We start from the raw sequence: 15866 nt of genomic DNA, 5'->3' as shown, positions 1-15866 counted from the left end.
ATTGAATGTCAGGCCGTAATCGACCTGATCGCCGTTCCACACGCGGCTGGCGACCCATTGGCCATCCTTGAACCCGCCTTCCTCCACCTTCAGCAGCAGGCCGTTCTTCACGTCAGGTCCCGGTGAAAAGGTGATGCGGACATGATCGCCCGCGACAAGGAACTGGTTCGGCGCGATCTGCGCCACGGCGGCGCCGCCCACCGACTTGCCGGCCCATGGGACGGGGTCGCGCTTCATCCATGTCCAGTCCTTGTGGCCGAACTGCCATTGTTCGAAGCTGGCCTCGATCTTCCAGTCGCCCATCTGCGTGGCGCGGCTGCTGCCGTCGTCCGGGCGGGCGACGCCCCATGTGGGGTGGGCATAGGCGATCCGCGCCCAGTCGCGTCCGATCCGGCTGAACAGGGCGAACTTGTCGCCAAATGCGTCCAGCGTCTCATCGTCCAGCCGTTTCGCGCCCAGCGGATAGTTGTAAAAGCCGGTGGCATCCATGCCGAAGGGGGCAAAGCCGATGCCGCCGCGCCCCAGCACGGCCCAGAAGAAGCGGGCGTGATCCGCCGCATTGCCGATTTCCGGCACGAACAGCGCGTTATCGGCCCGCGCATAGCCGTTGAGCCAGGCCGACACGGTCTTTTCCTCGCGGCTGTAGATATCGGGCGCGGCGAAATCGATGTGGGGGGCGGCCGCCTTCCAGATATCCAGCACGTCCCACTGCGGCCCGCCCGACGAGACGCTGGCCGGATCCGCCTCTCCGAACGGGCTGTGCAGCGCGGCGTTCACGAACATGGGGATCGGCTTCACCGCTTTTCCGGCGGCGGCCATCTCGTCGATGAAGCGGGCTGTGTGCCAGCTGTTGAAGGCGCGGTCCGCTTGCCTGCCGAAGGCCTGTGACCAGGTGCCGGATTTGCCCGTCGCCTTTGCCAGCGCGGGCGGGATCGGCTGGCGGAACAGCTTTTCGGCCTCTGGCCCGAAATCGCGCGGGTTGCCATAGCTTCCCACTTCATTCTGTGGCTGCACCAGGATCACCGTGTTTTCCGCATCCACGGCCTTCAGATGCCGCATCAGCGCCACGAAGGCCTTCCTGTCGGCCTCCAGCGTGGCGCGCGAATGCGGGCTGTGCAGATAATGATCGCTGCCGTCCGGCTTTTTCGCGCGCGGGAAGCGGGCGTTGTCCAGCTTCACCCAGTCCGGCGCATAGCTGGGCGCGGTGTTCTTCCAGGTGCCGAACCACAGAATGACGAGCTTCTTGTCGTTTGCCCGCGCCTGTTTCAGCAGGTCGTCCACGAAGCTGAAATCGAACCGGCCTTCCGTCGGCTCGACCTGTTGCCAGGCGACCGGCATTTCCAGCGTGTTGGCATGGATGCGGTCCAGCACCGGCCAGACCTGGGGCAGGGCGTCGGGATAGTTGCTGCTGTTGTTGGCCTGCGCGCCCAGGATCAGGAAGGGTTCGCCATCCACCAGCAGGGCGTGGCGGCCGTTCTTGCTGACGAGCCTTGGAGGCTCGGCGGCGGCCAGCGGCGCGGCGGCCGCCAGAAGCAGGCCGGACAGCATCAGAGCAAGCGGTTTCAGTGCGATTCTCCCCTCTCCCGCAGAAATGTTAGCGCTAAACTAAATCATGTTTCAACCTTGTATCAGCCCGGTCTTGCCTCTGCCGCACAATTTTGTAGGACAAATTCCGCATGAGGGATGACCGCGCAACCGGGGACTGGCTGGCGATCGACTGGGGCAGCAGCCGGCGGCGCGCCTGGCGGCTTTCCGCCGCCGGCGACGTGGTGGCGGCGCATGCCGACGATCGCGGCGTGCTGGCGATCCCGCCCGGCGGCTTTCCGGCGGACCTGGACCGGCTGCGCGGCCTGCTGGGCGATCTGCCGGCCATCGCGGCCGGCATGGTGGGATCGAACCGGGGCTGGATCGAGGCACCCTATCGCCCGTTGCCGGCCGGGCTGTCCGATCTGGCCGCGAATCTGGCCGTTGTTGCGGGTGTGCGCTTATCCATCGTGCCCGGCCTCGCCGATGCGGCCGACGTGATGCGTGGCGAAGAGGTGCAGCTGCTGGGGGCCGCCGCCGCCGGGCTGGTGCCGCCGGATTGCCGCATCTGCCAGCCGGGCACCCACAACAAATGGGCGCAGCTGGAAGGCGGCCGGATCACCGGCTTCACCACGGTGATGACGGGCGAGCTGTTCGCGCTGCTGAAGGCCAACGGGGTGCTGGCGGGCATGCTGGACGGCGAGGTGTCTGACGGCGAGGCCTTTCGCCGGGGCGTGGCCGAAGGCGCCGGGCGGCGCGATCTGTCTGCCGCGCTGTTCGGCGTCCGCGCGGCGGTGCTGCTGAAGCGGCTGGATCCGGCGGACGCCGCCGCCTTTGCATCCGGGGTGTTGATCGGGGCCGATGTGGGCCCCCGGATGGGGCAGGCCCCGGTGCATGTCCTTGCCGGGCCGCCGCTGGGCACGCTGTATGCTGCAGCGATTGAGGCGCTGGGCGGCCGCAGCACCATCGTCGATTCGACCCCCGCATTCCTGGCCGGGATGCGGACAATCCGGAGGCTTGCGCCGTGAAGGACCTGTTGTGACGGACATCCTGGGGGATCTGCCGCTTGTCGCCATCCTGCGCGGCATCACGCCTGAGGAGGCGCTGCCCGTGGGCGAGGCGCTGCTGGCGGCCGGCTTCCGCCTGCTGGAGGTGCCGCTGAACTCCCCCCGGCCGCTCGAGAGCATCGCCCGGCTTTCGGAGGCGCTGGGCGACCACGCCATGCTGGGCGCGGGAACGGTGCTGACCCCGGCAGACGTGCGCGCCGTTGCCGATGCAGGCGGACGGCTGATCGTTTCGCCCGACAGCAACCCCGCCGTCATCGCGGAAACGAAGCGGCTGGGCCTTGTTTCCGTCCCCGGCTTCTTCACGCCGACAGAGGCGTTCGCGGCGATCGCGGCCGGCGCGGATGCGCTGAAGCTGTTTCCGGCCGAGGCCGCGTCCCCCGCCGTGCTGAAGGCGCTGAAGGCGGTGCTGCCATCCGGGGTTCCGCTGCTGGCGGTCGGCGGGGTTTCGACGGACGGAATGGCGCCCTGGATCGCGGCCGGGGCGGCGGGTTTCGGCATCGGCTCGGCCCTTTATCGGCCGGGTCGCAGCGCGGCGCAGGTGGGGGCGGCGGCGGCGCAGTTCGTGGCCGCCTTTCGCCGGGCGCATCGGCTTTGACGATCGCGATCGCCATCGTCGGCTATGGCAAGATCGCCGAGGATCAGCATGTGCCCGCCATTCTGGGCAACCCCGCGTTCCGGCTGGCAGCGTGCGTGAGCCGCCGCAGGGCAGGCCCACCCGGCGTGCCCGCCTTCGCCAGCATCGCGGACCTGCGCGCCAGCGGTCTGAAAATCGATGCCGTCGCCCTGTGCAATACGCCCGTCGAACGCCCTGCCGCCGTGTTCGAGGCGCTGGATGCGGGGTGGCATGTGCTGATGGAAAAGCCGCCGGCCGCCACATTGTCCGCCGTATGGCAGATCGTTGCCGCCGCCGAAGCCGCCGGGCGGACCCTGTTTGCCGGCTGGCATTGCCGCTTTGCCCCCGCCGTTCCGGCGGCAAAGGCGATGCTGGCCGGACGCCGCATCGACAGCCTGCTGATCGACTGGCGCGAGGATGTGCGCAAATGGCACCCCGGCCAGCAATGGATCTGGGAGCCGGGCGGCTTCGGCGTGTTCGATCCGGGCATCAACGGCCTCTCCGTGCTCAGCGAGATCCTGCCGGTGGACATCGCCGTCGCCGCCGCGCGGCTGGAAACGCCCGCAAACCGGCAGACGCCCATCGCCGCCCGGCTGGCCTTCGGCGGCCCCGGCATCCCGGCCGACGCCCATGGCCTGTTCGACTGGCGGGAGCCCGACGACCGCTGGAATATCCGCATCGAATTCGAAGGCCATGACCTGCTCCTCACGCATGGGGGATCCCGCCTGATGGTGGACGGGGTGGAGCAGCCCGTGCCGGACGAGGGCGAATATCCGCCGCTTTACCGGCGGTTTGCCGTGTTGGTGACGCAGGGCGGCAGCGAGGTGGACTTGCGGCCGCTGCAGCTGGTGGCCGATGCCTTCCTGCTGGGCGAACGGGTGACGGTGGCGCCGTTCGACTGACCGGGCGGGCTTGCCCTTACGTCTTGCGGTCCGGCCGCAGCCGGCTTCCCCGCAGCGCGTACCAGAACACATAGACTTCACAGGCGGCGGTCAGCAGGAACGATGGCTGCAGGCCATAGCGGTCTGCGAGCCAGCCGTGGACGACGACCAGCGCGCCGCCGGCGATCGCCATGACGAGCAGGCCAGAGCCTTCCTCCGTGAGGGGGCCGAGGCCCCGGATGCCCAGCGTGAAGATGGTGGGGAACATGATGGAGTGGAACAGGCCGACGGAAATGAGCGCCCACATCGCGGTCTTGCCGGTGCTGAACACGGTGACGAGCATGACGGCGCAGGCGAGCGCGGCGGCTGCGGCGAGGACGTGGCCGGGTTCGATCACGCGCATCAGGAAGGAGCCGATGAAGCGGCCGACCATCATCCCGCCCCACAGCAGGAAGAGGTAGTTGGAGGCTTCCGCGTGGGTGAGGTTGCCGATGTGCGGCTGGGAGACGAAGTTGATGAACAGGTTGGCGACGCCGATTTCCGCGATCAGGTAGATGAAGATGGCGGGAATGCCCCAGATGAGGTTGGGGTGGTTCCAGAGCGACAGCTGCTTGCGTTCGGCAGCCTCGAGCGCGAGATCCGAGCGGCTGAGATCCGGCAGGCGGGAGCGGTGGATGACGAAGGCCAGCACCACCAGCACGGCCGCGACGATCAGGTAGGGCAGCTCCACCGAACGGGCGTCGGCCAGCCGTTCGGCTTCGGTGAGGACATGGCCGGGGTTCGAGGTGCCGCCGGTGCTGCGCGAGAGGATCAGCCAGCCGCCGAACAGCGGGGCAAAGGTGGTGCCCATCGAGTTGAACGCCTGCACCAGGTTCAGACGGGCCGACGAGGTTTCAGCCGGACCGATCACGGCCACATAGGGGTTCGCCGCCACCTGCAGCAGGGTGATGCCGGACGCGATGATGAACAGCGCGACCAGCGTGAAGGGATAGGAGGGGATGCGCGCGGCCGGGATCATCAGCAGCGCGCCCGCCGCCATGATGCCCAGACCGATCACCAGTGCCGGGCGATAGCCGACGCGCTCGATCAGTTTGGCCGAGGGGATGGAGGCGAAGAAATAGGCGATGAACCAGGCGGATTCGATCAGCGTGGCCTGGGTGTAGCTGAGGTCGAACACGCTGCGCAGGTGCGGCAGCAGCGTGTTGTTGATGACGGTGATGAAGCCCCACATGAAGAAGAGCGTGGCGAGCAGCGCCAGCGCCTGCCTGTAGGGCATGGCGGCATCGTTCAATGCGAATCCGCCGCCCTTGCTTTCCCCTGATCCCGCCATGCCTTCTCCCTTTCCGGACTGTCCGGCTTCCCTTTTGATTTGTATGACTATATAGCTTGCGGCGCGTGGTCAATGCGTGCCGGACATGGGGCGCGATGCAGCAACACGCTGATATGGCGGGAGTTTCAAGCGAAGTGCCAGACAATGTGCCGCCGAAATTGCGCTCCAGGGCCTGGTTCGACAACCCCGACAACATCGACATGACCGCGCTCTATATCGAGCGCTACCTGAATTTCGGGCTTTCGCAGGAAGAGCTGCAATCGGGGCGGCCGATCATCGGGATCGCGCAGACCGGGTCTGACCTCAGCCCCTGCAACCGGCACCATCTGGTGCTGGCGGAGCGCATCCGCGAGGGCATCCGCGACGCGGGCGGCATCGCCTTTGAGTTCCCGGTGCATCCCATTCAGGAGACGGGCAAGCGGCCGACCGCCGGGCTCGACCGGAACCTCACCTACCTCTCGCTGGTGGAAGTGCTGCATGGCTATCCGCTGGATGGCGTGGTGCTGACGATCGGCTGCGACAAGACCACGCCCGCGCTGCTGATGGCGGCGGCGACGGTGGATATCCCGGCCATCGCGCTGTCGGTGGGGCCGATGCTGAACGGGCGGCACGAGGGGCAGCGCACGGGTTCGGGCACGATCATCTGGAAGGCGCGCGAGATGCTGGCCGCCGGCGAGATCGACAAGGCCGGTTTCGTGAAGCTGGTCGCCTCGTCGGCGCCGTCCACCGGCTATTGCAACACCATGGGCACGGCGACGACGATGAACTCACTGGCCGAAGCGCTGGGGATGCAGTTGCCCGGATCGGCCGCGATCCCCGCCCCCTATCGCGCGCGGCAGGAAATGGCCTGGGCGACGGGCAGGCGCATCGTGGACATGGTGCGCGAGGACCTGAAGCCGTCCGACATCCTGACGCGCGACGCCTTTCTGAACGCGATCGTGGTGAATTCGGCCATCGGCGGCTCCACCAACGCGCCGATCCACCTGGCGGCCATCGCCCGCCATGCCGGGGTGGAACTGGCCCTGTCGGACTGGCAGCATTTTGGCCATGATGTTCCGCTGCTGGTGAACCTGCAACCCGCAGGCGATTATCTGGGCGAGGATTATCATCACGCGGGCGGCGTGTCCGCAGTGGTCGCGGAGCTGATGGGGCAGGGCCTGATCCGCGAGGATGCGCTGACGGTGACAGGGCGCGGGATCGGCGACAATTGCCGGGGCGCGGCCATCCTGGACGAAGCGGTGATCCGGCCGTTCGCACGTCCGCTGAAGCCGGATGCGGGGTTCGTGGTGCTGTCCGGCAACCTGTTCCACTCTGCCATCATGAAGACCAGCGTGATCTCTGACGAATTCCGGGCGCGCTATCTTTCGAACCCCGACGACCCCGATGCCTTCGAAGGCCCGGCCGTGGTGTTCGACGGGCCGGAGGATTACCACGCCCGCATCGACGACCCGGCGCTGGAGATCACGGCCGAAACGCTGCTGTTCATGCGCGGCGCGGGGCCGATCGGCTTCCCCGGCGCGGCCGAAGTGGTGAACATGCGGGCGCCCGCCTATCTGATCCGCGCAGGCGTGCATGCGCTGCCCTGCATCGGCGACGGGCGGCAATCCGGCACCTCGGGCTCGCCCTCGATCCTCAATGCCTCGCCCGAGGCGGCGGCGGGCGGCAACCTGGCGCTGCTGCGCACCGGCGACCGGGTGCGGATCGACCTGGGGCGCGGCACAGCGGACATGCTGGTGGACGAAGCGGAGCTGCGGGCGCGGCGCGCGGCGCTGGACGCCGCCGGGGGCTATGCCGTGCCGCCGTCGCAGACGCCCTGGCAGGAAATCCAGCGCAGGCTGGTGGGGCAGCTGGAAACCGGCGCGATCCTTGAGGGGGCGGAGCGCTACCAGCGCATTGTCTCTACCCGGGGACTTCCGCGCGACAACCACTGACGGCGGCTGGACTGCCGCAAAGGGAAAGGGCCGGCGCCCTGCGGCGCCGGCCCTCCCTTCCCTCCCCGGAAACGCGTGTCAGGCGAACTGGTTCATCGTGTTGTGGGCGCCGCCGGCCTTCAGCGCGGCTTCGCCGGCGAAATATTCCTTGTGGTCGTCGCCGATGTCCGAGCCGGACATGTTCTGGTGCTTCACGCAGGCGATGCCCTGGCGGATTTCCGCGCGCTGGACGTTCTTCACATAGCCCAGCATGCCCTGCTCGCCGAAATATTCGCGGGCGAGATTGTCGGTGGAGAGCGCCGCCGTGTGATAGGTGGGCAGCGTGATCAGGTGATGGAAGATGCCGGCGCGGGCGGCGGCATCGCGCTGGAAGGTGCGGATGCGCTCGTCGGCTTCGGCGGCGAGATCCGTCTGGTCATAGATCACGCTCATCAGGTTGGCGCGATCAAAGGCCGAGACGTCCTTGCCGGCCTGCTTCCAGGCGTCGAACACCTGCTGGCGGAAGTTCAGCGTCCAGTTGAAGCTGGGCGAGTTGTTGTAGACCAGCTTGGCGTTGGGGATCACTTCGCGGATCTTGTCCACCATCGAGGCGATCTGCTCGATGTGGGGCTTTTCCGTTTCGATCCACAGCAGGTCCGCGCCGTTCTGCAGGCTGGTGATGCAATCCAGCACGCAGCGATCCGCCCCGGTGCCCTCGCGGAACTGGAACAGGTTGGAGGGCAGCCGCTTCGGGCGCAGCAGCTTGCCGTTGCGGTTCAGCACCACGTCGCCGTTGCGGGCGGTCGCGGGATCGATTTCCTCGCAGTCGAGGAAGCTGTTGTACTGGTCGCCGATGTCGCCCGGCTCCTTGGAATAGGCGATCTGCTTCGTCAGGCCCGCGCCCAGCGAATCGGTGCGGGTGACGATGACGCCGTCGTCGATGCCCAGTTCCATGAAGGCGTAGCGGCAGGCGCGGACCTTCGCCAGGAAGTCCTCGTGCGGGACGGTGACCTTGCCGTCCTGGTGGCCGCACTGCTTCTCGTCGGACACCTGGTTCTCGATCTGCAGGGCGCAGGCGCCGGCCTCGATCATCTTCTTCGCCAGCAGGTAGGTGGCCTCGGCGTTGCCGAACCCGGCGTCGATGTCGGCGATGATCGGCACGACATGCGTTTCATACTTGTCGATCGCGTCGATCAGCACCTTTTCCTTCGCCGTGTCGCCGGCGGCGCGGGCGGCATCCAGATCGCGGAACATCATGCCCAGTTCGCGGGCGTCGGCCTGCTTCAGGAAGGTGTAGAGTTCCTCGATCAGCGCGGGCACGCTGGTCTTTTCATGCATGGACTGATCCGGCAGCGGGCCGAAATCGGAGCGGAGCGCGGCGACCATCCAGCCCGAGAGATAGAGGTAGCGACGCTTCGTGCTGCCGAAATGCTTCTTGATGGCGATCAGCTTCTGCTGGCCGATGAAGCCGTGCCAGCAGCCCAGCGACTGGGTGTATTGGGCCGGATCGGCATCATAGGCGGCCATGTCGGCGCGCATCACGGCGGCGGTGTGGCGCGCGATGTCCAGGCCGGAGTTGAAGCGGTTCTGCAGCTGCATGCGGGCAACGGCTTCGGCGCTGATGCCATCCCAGGTGCCGCCCTTGGAGGCGATCAGCTTCTGCGCATCGGCGATGGCTTGCGAATAGGTCTTCATCGAAGGGCTCCTTGCGGGCGAAAACTTGGATGCGCCTTCCTACGGCAGCGCCGGGCGGCGGCTGAACGGCTGTTTCGTTCAGCTGTAAGACTTTACAAATCTGGCGTGTAATGTTGTAAGGAAATGCACCATGGCGCAGGACAGCAGATATATCGGCCCCCGCCTGCGGCGCCTGCGGCGCGACCTGGGGCTGACGCAGGCCAATATGGCGGCCGACCTCGACATCTCCCCCTCTTATGTGGCGCTGCTGGAGCGGAACCAGCGGCCGCTGACGGCCGACCTGCTGATCCGGCTGGCCCAGACCTATCAGCTGGATATCGCCCGGCTGGCGGGCGACGGCGGCGTCGAGCAGCAGGGTCGGCTTACGGCGGTGCTGAAGGACCCGATCTTTGCCGATATCGACCTGCCGCCGCTGGAGGCGGCGGATGTCGCCGCCAATTATCCGGGGTTCGCCGAGGCGCTGCTGAGGCTGCACACCGCCTGGCGCGAGGAGCAGCTGGCGCTGGCTGACCGCACCGCCGAGCGGGAGGGCGCCGTCCGTGATGGCGCGGCGGGCGACCTGCCTGATCCTGTCGCCGAATCCCGCCGCTTCCTCGCCGCCCGGCGCAACTGCTTCCCGGCGCTGGACGACGCCGCCGAGCGGAGGGCCGCGACCATCGCCCAGGCCGAGGGGCTGGACGGCTATCTGCGGGCGCGCCACGGGCTGCGCGTGCGGCGGCTGCCCGCCGACGTGATGATGGGGGCGATCCGCCGCCTGAACCATCATGGCCGCGAAGTGCAGCTGGACGACCAGCTGGACAGCGCCAGCCGCAATTTCCAGCTCGCCCTGCAGCTGGCCTATCTGGAGCTGAGGTCCGACATCGAGGCGCAGCTGAAGGAGGGGCATTTCAGCAGCGACAACGGCCGCCGGCTGACGCACCGCGCGCTCGCCAGCTATGCGGCGGCCGCCATCCAGATGCCCTACACCGCATTCGCCCGCGCGGCCGACCAGCGGCAGTATGACGTGGAGGCGCTGGGGCGGCAGTTCGGCGCCAGCTTCGAGCAGGCCGCCCACCGGCTGACCACGCTGCAGAAGCCGGGGCATGAACGGGTACCCTTCTTCTTCCTGCGGGTCGATCCGGCGGGCAATGTCTCGAAGCGGCTGGACGGCGCGGGCTTTCCCTTTGCCCGCCACGGCGGCGGCTGCCCGTTGTGGACGGTGCATCAGGTGTTCCGGATGCCGCGCCAGATCGTCACCCAGTGGATCGAACTGCCGGATGGCCAGCGCTTCTTTTCCATCGCCCGCACGGTGACACAGGGGATCGGCGGCTTCGGAACGCCGCGCGCCGAGCGGGCCATCGCGCTGGTCTGCGCGGAGGAGCATGCCGACCGGCTGATCTATACCCGCGTGCCGAACGCCCCCGGCCCGGCCAGCGCCACGCCCATCGGCATCAGCTGCCGCCTGTGCCACCGGGCGGACTGCACTTCGCGCGCGGCCCCGCCCATCGGCCGCGACGTGCTGCCGGACGATTACCGGCGCACCAGCGCCCCCTTCGGCTTTTCGGACAGCTGATGCCTTGTCGGCCGGTTTCGGCATTGGCCATGAAGATTGTTGCGGCCGGCCGTTGCCGCGCACCTTTTCCGGCACCGGCCGATCGGCTAGGCCGGGGGCGATGATCTACGCCGCTTCCCTCGCCGCGATCCTGCTGCTGACGGGCCTTGCCTGGCTGATGGGCTTCCGCAGCCGGCCCCGGCTGGGCGAGGCGGAGGCTGTGGCCGAGGCGGAAGGCCGGCTGGCGGGGTTCCGCGCGGCCGAGGTGGCGCTGGCGACAGGGGGCAAAGGCGCGGTTCTGCGCGGGATGGACGGCAGCATCGGCCTGCTGCTGCCGCTGGCGGACGGATGGATCGCCCGGCGTTTGCCGCCGTCGGCGCTTGGCTGGACCGGCGGCGCCCTGGTGGCGCGGCTGGACGAGCCGATGTTGCGCCAGGCGACGCTGAGCCTGCCCGCCCGGCCGACGTGGCTGACGGCATGACCCTGCCCGATCCCGTTCAGCTGGCGATCCCGGCGTTTGTCGGCCTCATCATCCTGGAAATGCTGCTGACCCGTCTGCGCGGCGTGGGCCGCTATGACTGGCGCGATACGGGCGCCTCGCTGTTCCTGGGGTTCGGCAGCACCGTTGCGGGCGCGCTGACGGCGGGCGCGGTACTGGCGATGTCCCTGTGGGTCTATTCCTGGCGGCTGTTCGAGATTCCGTTCAGCTGGTGGGCCTTCCTGCTGTGCTTCGTGCTGGATGACCTGGCCTATTATGTGTTCCACCGCAGCGCCCACCGGGTGCGCTGGTTCTGGGCCAGCCATGTGATCCACCATTCGTCGCAGCACTATAATCTGTCGACGGCGCTGCGGCAGACCTGGACGGGCTTCTTCAGCCTGGGCTTCATCTTCCGCCTGCCGCTGTTCCTGATCGGCTTTCCGCCTGCGATGGTGTTCTTCTGCGCGGGGCTGAACCTTGTCTATCAGTTCTGGATCCATACCGAGCAGGTGAACCGCCTGCCCCGCTGGTTCGAGGCGGTGATGAACACGCCGTCGCACCACCGGGTGCATCATGCGGTGAACCCGCGCTACCTCGATCGCAACTATGCCGGCGTGTTCATCATCTGGGACCGGCTGTTCGGCACCTTCGAGCCGGAGCGGGACGACGACCGGCCGCGTTATGGCATCGTGAAGGCGCTGCCCACGCTGAACCCCTTGTGGGCCGCCATCCATGAATGGGTGGCGATCGGCCGCGATGCGGTGCAGAGCCGGTCTGCCGGGGAACTGGCGGGGCGGCTGTTCGGCCCGCCCGGCTGGCAGCCCGGCGGCACGGGCGAGACATCAGAAACAATCCGGGCGCGATGGGAAGCCGCGTCCACACGTCGGGAGGCCTGAATGGCACGGAAATTCCTGTGGGTTATCGCGATCCTGACGGGCTTGGTGATCCTGGCCGCGATCATCTGGCGGCTGTTCGCGGCGGATCTGATCCGCATGGCCTTCGTGCCGGGCGGCAGCTATGCCGAATCGGCCGCCCCGCCCGCGCCGGACTATGCGGCAAAGGCAAGTTGGGTGGCCCGGCCCGACATCGCGGACAATCCCGCGCTGTGGACGCCCGAGGGCTATTCCCCCGCGCCGAAGCCGGCGGCTGCCGTGTTCTTCGTGAGCCCCACCGCCTTCCTCAGCCGCAGCCGCTGGAATGCGCCGCTGGACGATCTGGAAACCAACGACCGGCTGGACCGCTTCACGCGCGGACAGGCGACGGTGTTCAACGGTGTCGCCGATGTGTGGGTGCCGCGCTACCGGCAGGCGACCTTCGGCAGCTTCCTGAAGCCGGGGCCGGATGCGGCAAAGGCGCTGGCGCTGGCCTATTCCGATGTGGAGCGCGCGTTCGACGCCTTCCTGGCGGCGCAGCCGGCCGACAGGCCGATCTTCATCGCCGGGCACAGCCAGGGCGCGCTGCACATCCTGCACCTGCTGAAGGCGCGAAAGGCCGCGCTGAACGGTCGGCTGGTGGCGGCCTATGTGGTGGGCTGGCCGGTGGCCCTGCCGGAAGATCTGCCCGCGATCGGCCTGCCGGCCTGCACGCAGGCGGAACAGGCCGGCTGCGTGGCGAGCTGGCAGAGCTATGCCGCCGACGGCGATCTGGCGGAGGCGCTGACGGGCTTTACGCCGATCCCGGATGTGTCGGGCAAGCCGCTGGGCGCGCGCGCCATGCTGTGCGTGAATCCCCTGACGGGCGATGGCGCCGCGGCGGGGCCGGACCGAAACGCCGGAATGCTGGTGGACGAGGCGCTGCGCCCGCGCGCGGTGGGCGCCGCCTGTGATGCCCGCGGGCTGCTGCTGATCAATCCGGCGCCGTCCGACATCGGGCCGTTCGTGCTGCCGGGCGGCAACTTCCATGTCTATGATTTCGGGTTGTTCTGGGCGAACATCCGCGCCGGGATCGAGGCGCGGCTGTCGGCCCATGCGGCGCGCAAGCTGGGCGGGGCCGTGGACGCCGCTGCCTGACATGATCACCACCGACGCCGCCGCCTTCGCCGCCGCGCTGCCGGATATGGGGCGGCTGTTGGGGCTGGACATCGGCACCCGCACCATCGGGCTGGCGACGGCGAGCGCCGACTGGCGCTTTGCCACGGCGCGCGAGACGCTGAAGCGCAGCAAGCCCGCCGCCGACATGGAGGCGCTGAAGGCGCTGGCCCTGAAGGAGGAAATCCGGGGGCTGGTGATCGGCCTGCCTTTGAACATGGACGGCAGCGACAGCGAGCGGACGCAATCGGTGCGGGCGCAGGCGCGCAACCTTTCAAAGGCAGTCGGGCTGCCCATCCTGATGTGGGACGAGCGCTGGTCGACCGCCGCCGTGGAGCGGGCGCTGATCGCGCAGGACGTCAGCCGGGCGAAGCGCGCCGAACGGGTCGACGCGCTGGCGGCGGCACATATCCTGGATGGGGCGCTCGCCCGGCTTGCCGCGCTTGGAAATGCGCCTTAAGGCCCTTGGGTCGTGAGCATCCCGGCCGGCGCCCATCCCTTTCCGCACCCGCACCTCCTCGCGATCGAGGGGTTGCAGCCGTGGGAAATCCTGTTCCTGCTGGACGAGGCCGAGACATGGGCCGAAGCCGGCCGCGCGTCGCGCCAGCATGACGACCGGCTGCGCGGGCTGACGCAGATCAACGCCTTCTTCGAGAACAGCACCCGCACGCTTCTGAGCTTCGAGATCGCGGGCAAGCGGCTGGGCGCGGACGTGGTGAACCTGGCGGCGGGCCAGTCCAGCCTGAAGAAGGGCGAGACGCTGCTGGATACGGCGCTGACGCTGAACGCGATGCGGCCGGACGTGATCGTGATCCGCCATGAAAGCTCGGGCGCGGTGGGCCTGATCGCGGAAAAGGTGGACTGCCCCGTGCTGAACGCGGGCGACGGGCGGCATGAACACCCCACCCAGGCGCTGCTGGACGCGCTGACGATCCGCCGCCGGAAGGGCCGGATCGAGGGGCTGACCGTCGCCATCTGCGGCGACATCCTGCACAGCCGCGTGGCGCGGTCCAACTTTCACCTGTTGTCTGCGCTGGGGGCCGAGGTGCGCGCCGTGGCGCCGCCGACGCTGATGCCGACGGACGTGGAGCGGCTGGGTGCACGCGCCTTCACCGACATGGAGTCCGGCCTGAAGGGCGCGGATGTGGTGATGATGCTGCGGCTGCAGCTGGAACGGATGGATGGGGCCTATGTGCCGTCCACCCGCGAATATTTCCGCACCTTCGGGCTGACGCGCCAGCGGCTGGCGGCAGCCGGCGACGATGTCCTTGTGATGCACCCCGGCCCGATGAACCGGGGTGTGGAGATCGAATCGGCGGTGGCCGACGACATCCAGAGATCCGCGATCAGCGAGCAGGTGGAAATGGGCGTCGCCGTGCGCATGGCGTGCCTGGACGTGCTGACGCGCAGCCGGCGGGGGGCCTGGTGATGCAGCCGATCCTGATCCGCGACGCCCGGCTGATCGATCCGCTGGCCGGAACAGACGTGCGCGGCGACCTGCTGGTCGTGGACCGGCAGATCGCGGCGGTGGGGCCTGGGCTGACCGCGCCCGATGGAGCCATGATCGTGGCGGCGGCGGGCCTGCCGCTGGCCCCCGGCCTGATCGACGCGGGCGTGTTCCGCACCGATGTGGACGCATCGGTGGCGGGGGGCATCACCAGCGTTCTGCTGATGCCGGACCAGTCGCCGCCGCTGGATGATCCGGCCCTGATCGAGCGGGCGGAGCGGCTGGGCAAGCCCCGCCTGTGGGTGCGGCCGCTGGCGGCGGCCACGCGCGGGCTGAACGGCCGGGAGCTGGCCGAACTGGCGCTGATGAAGGAGGCCGGCGCCGTCGCCGTGGCGACCGGGCGGCAGGCGATCGCGGACGCGCAGGTGATGCTGCGGCTGCTGCGCTATGCGACCGGGCTGGGGCTGGTGGTGATCGCGCATGCCGAATGCCCCTTCCTGACGGCAGGTGCCGCCGCGACCGACAGCGAGATGGCGACGCGGCTGGGCCTTCCCGCCGCGCCCGCCGCTGCGGAGGCGATCCAGATCGCGCGCGACCTGCGGCTGGCGCGGGAAGCCGGCGCGGCGCTGCATTTCGCCTGCGTCAGCACGGCCGAGGGCATCGCGCTGATCCGCGCCGCCCGCGCCGGGGGGCAGGATGTGACGGCCGGCACCGCGCCCGCCTACGCCCTGCTGTCGGACACGGCGCTGGCCGGTTATCGCAGCTTTGCCCGCCTCTCTCCGCCGTTGCGGCTGGAGGCTGACCGGCTGGCGGTGCGCGCGGCGCTGGCCGACGGCACGATCAGCGTGCTGACATCCCGCCACGACCCGCGCACGCAGGAAGAAAAGCGCCTGCCCTTCGCGGACGCCGCCCCCGGCGCTGCCGGCGCGGCGACCCTGCTGTCTTTGGGGCTGACCCTTGTGCATGACGGGCTGATGGGCCTGCCGCAGCTGATGGCGCTGCTGTCCGCCAGCCCGGCGCGGCGCTTTGGCCTGCCGGGCGGAACGCTGGCGGTGGGGGCGCCCGCCGACCTGCTGCTGTTCGATCCCGGTGCGCCCTGGCGGATCGACGCCGATTCCCTGCCGGGCCGGGCGGGCAACACCCCGTTCGACGGCCTGCCGGTGCAGGGGCGGCTGCGGCTGCTGCTGAAGGGCGGGGAGCGGCTGGCATGATCCGTGGTGCCGCGTTGCTGCTGCTGGCCCTGCTGCCCGCCGCCGCGCTGGCCAGCGTGGACGAGGGCGTGGCGAAGTGGCGCGCGGGCGACTGGGATGGCGCCGTCGCCCAATGGGTGACACCGGCCGCGCGCGGCGACGCCGATGCGCTT

General features: G+C 68.9%; 14 protein-coding genes. 11 read left to right on the top strand and 3 right to left on the bottom strand.

Going from position 1 to position 15866, the window contains the following annotated elements; all coding sequences use genetic code 11:
- The coding region (locus ACE3O8_RS09455) for a DUF5597 domain-containing protein (protein ID WP_374389113.1) at positions 1-1548 on the bottom strand (1548 nt) is incomplete at its 3' end.
- Positions 1549-1676: 128 nt separating this feature from the next.
- Here ACE3O8_RS09455 and ACE3O8_RS09450 point away from each other — a divergent pair.
- Genes ACE3O8_RS09450 through ACE3O8_RS09440 form a run of 3 tightly spaced genes read left to right on the top strand, consistent with a single transcriptional unit; the run spans position 1677 to position 4106 of the window.
- Positions 1677-2552, top strand: a complete 876-nt coding sequence (locus ACE3O8_RS09450) for a 2-dehydro-3-deoxygalactonokinase (protein ID WP_374389111.1) — start codon at positions 1677-1679, stop codon at positions 2550-2552.
- Between the two features lie 10 nt (positions 2553-2562).
- The gene (locus tag ACE3O8_RS09445; RefSeq protein ID WP_374389110.1) at positions 2563-3186 is read left to right on the top strand and encodes a 2-dehydro-3-deoxy-6-phosphogalactonate aldolase; all 624 of its coding nucleotides are present in this window, start codon (positions 2563-2565) and stop codon (positions 3184-3186) included.
- A complete protein-coding gene (locus ACE3O8_RS09440) occupies positions 3183-4106 on the top strand; it encodes a Gfo/Idh/MocA family protein (protein ID WP_374389108.1) in 924 nt (307 codons plus the stop codon). Before ACE3O8_RS09445 ends, ACE3O8_RS09440 begins: the two co-directional genes overlap by 4 nt.
- 16 nt (positions 4107-4122) lie before the next feature.
- Here ACE3O8_RS09440 and ACE3O8_RS09435 read toward each other — a convergent pair whose 3' ends face one another.
- A complete protein-coding gene (locus tag ACE3O8_RS09435; RefSeq protein ID WP_374389106.1) occupies positions 4123-5415 on the bottom strand; it encodes a sugar MFS transporter in 1293 nt (430 codons plus the stop codon).
- 113 nt (positions 5416-5528) lie between these two features.
- Here ACE3O8_RS09435 and ACE3O8_RS09430 point away from each other — a divergent pair, with 113 nt between their 5' ends.
- On the top strand, positions 5529-7346 hold the full coding sequence (locus ACE3O8_RS09430) for an IlvD/Edd family dehydratase (protein ID WP_374389104.1): 1818 nt from the start codon (positions 5529-5531) through the stop codon (positions 7344-7346).
- A gap of 78 nt (positions 7347-7424) precedes the next feature.
- Here ACE3O8_RS09430 and ACE3O8_RS09425 read toward each other — a convergent pair whose 3' ends face one another.
- Complete coding sequence (locus ACE3O8_RS09425; protein WP_374389102.1) at positions 7425-9020, bottom strand: isocitrate lyase; 1596 nt, start codon at positions 9018-9020, stop codon at positions 7425-7427.
- A gap of 130 nt (positions 9021-9150) precedes the next feature.
- Here ACE3O8_RS09425 and ACE3O8_RS09420 point away from each other — a divergent pair, with 130 nt between their 5' ends.
- The 7 genes from ACE3O8_RS09420 (at position 9151) to ACE3O8_RS09390 (ending at position 15714) form a co-directional block, all read left to right on the top strand.
- A complete protein-coding gene (locus ACE3O8_RS09420; protein WP_374389100.1) occupies positions 9151-10572 on the top strand; it encodes a short-chain fatty acyl-CoA regulator family protein in 1422 nt (473 codons plus the stop codon).
- A 100-nt stretch (positions 10573-10672) separates the two neighbouring features.
- On the top strand, positions 10673-11032 hold the full coding sequence (locus tag ACE3O8_RS09415) for a hypothetical protein (RefSeq protein ID WP_374389098.1): 360 nt from the start codon (positions 10673-10675) through the stop codon (positions 11030-11032).
- A complete protein-coding gene (locus ACE3O8_RS09410; RefSeq protein ID WP_374389117.1) occupies positions 11029-11925 on the top strand; it encodes a sterol desaturase family protein in 897 nt (298 codons plus the stop codon). Before ACE3O8_RS09415 ends, ACE3O8_RS09410 begins: the two co-directional genes overlap by 4 nt.
- Positions 11926-13038 carry a DUF3089 domain-containing protein gene (locus ACE3O8_RS09405; RefSeq protein WP_374389096.1) on the top strand — a complete coding sequence of 371 codons (1113 nt, stop codon included), beginning with the start codon at positions 11926-11928 and terminating at the stop codon, positions 13036-13038. It begins immediately after the preceding gene.
- Position 13039: 1 nt separating this feature from the next.
- Positions 13040-13516 carry a Holliday junction resolvase RuvX gene (gene ruvX / locus ACE3O8_RS09400; protein ID WP_374389094.1) on the top strand — a complete coding sequence of 159 codons (477 nt, stop codon included), beginning with the start codon at positions 13040-13042 and terminating at the stop codon, positions 13514-13516.
- A gap of 18 nt (positions 13517-13534) precedes the next feature.
- The gene (locus tag ACE3O8_RS09395) at positions 13535-14485 is read left to right on the top strand and encodes an aspartate carbamoyltransferase catalytic subunit (protein ID WP_374389115.1); all 951 of its coding nucleotides are present in this window, start codon (positions 13535-13537) and stop codon (positions 14483-14485) included.
- A complete protein-coding gene (locus tag ACE3O8_RS09390; RefSeq protein WP_374389092.1) occupies positions 14485-15714 on the top strand; it encodes a dihydroorotase family protein in 1230 nt (409 codons plus the stop codon). The genes ACE3O8_RS09395 and ACE3O8_RS09390 overlap by 1 nt, the downstream gene beginning before the upstream one ends.
- Positions 15715-15866: the final 152 nt, after the last annotated feature.

This window comes from Sandaracinobacter sp. (assembly GCF_041909755.1).
Lineage (GTDB): Bacteria > Pseudomonadota > Alphaproteobacteria > Sphingomonadales > Sphingomonadaceae > Sandaracinobacteroides.
The sequence above is the reverse complement of the archived record's forward strand: the minus strand, read 5'-3'. Positions and strand labels throughout refer to the sequence as shown.

Coding starts and splice junctions, on each gene's coding strand:
- ruvX (WP_374389094.1), top strand. CDS start 13,040: ATGATCACCACCGACGCCGCCGCCTTCGCCGCCGCGCTGCCGGATATG.
- ACE3O8_RS09410 (WP_374389117.1), top strand. CDS start 11,029: ATGACCCTGCCCGATCCCGTTCAGCTGGCGATCCCGGCGTTTGTCGGC.
- ACE3O8_RS09415 (WP_374389098.1), top strand. CDS start 10,673: ATGATCTACGCCGCTTCCCTCGCCGCGATCCTGCTGCTGACGGGCCTT.
- ACE3O8_RS09450 (WP_374389111.1), top strand. CDS start 1,677: ATGAGGGATGACCGCGCAACCGGGGACTGGCTGGCGATCGACTGGGGC.
- ACE3O8_RS09430 (WP_374389104.1), top strand. CDS start 5,529: ATGGCGGGAGTTTCAAGCGAAGTGCCAGACAATGTGCCGCCGAAATTG.
- ACE3O8_RS09420 (WP_374389100.1), top strand. CDS start 9,151: ATGGCGCAGGACAGCAGATATATCGGCCCCCGCCTGCGGCGCCTGCGG.
- ACE3O8_RS09405 (WP_374389096.1), top strand. CDS start 11,926: ATGGCACGGAAATTCCTGTGGGTTATCGCGATCCTGACGGGCTTGGTG.
- ACE3O8_RS09435 (WP_374389106.1), bottom strand. CDS start 5,415: ATGGCGGGATCAGGGGAAAGCAAGGGCGGCGGATTCGCATTGAACGAT.
- ACE3O8_RS09390 (WP_374389092.1), top strand. CDS start 14,485: ATGCAGCCGATCCTGATCCGCGACGCCCGGCTGATCGATCCGCTGGCC.
- ACE3O8_RS09425 (WP_374389102.1), bottom strand. CDS start 9,020: ATGAAGACCTATTCGCAAGCCATCGCCGATGCGCAGAAGCTGATCGCC.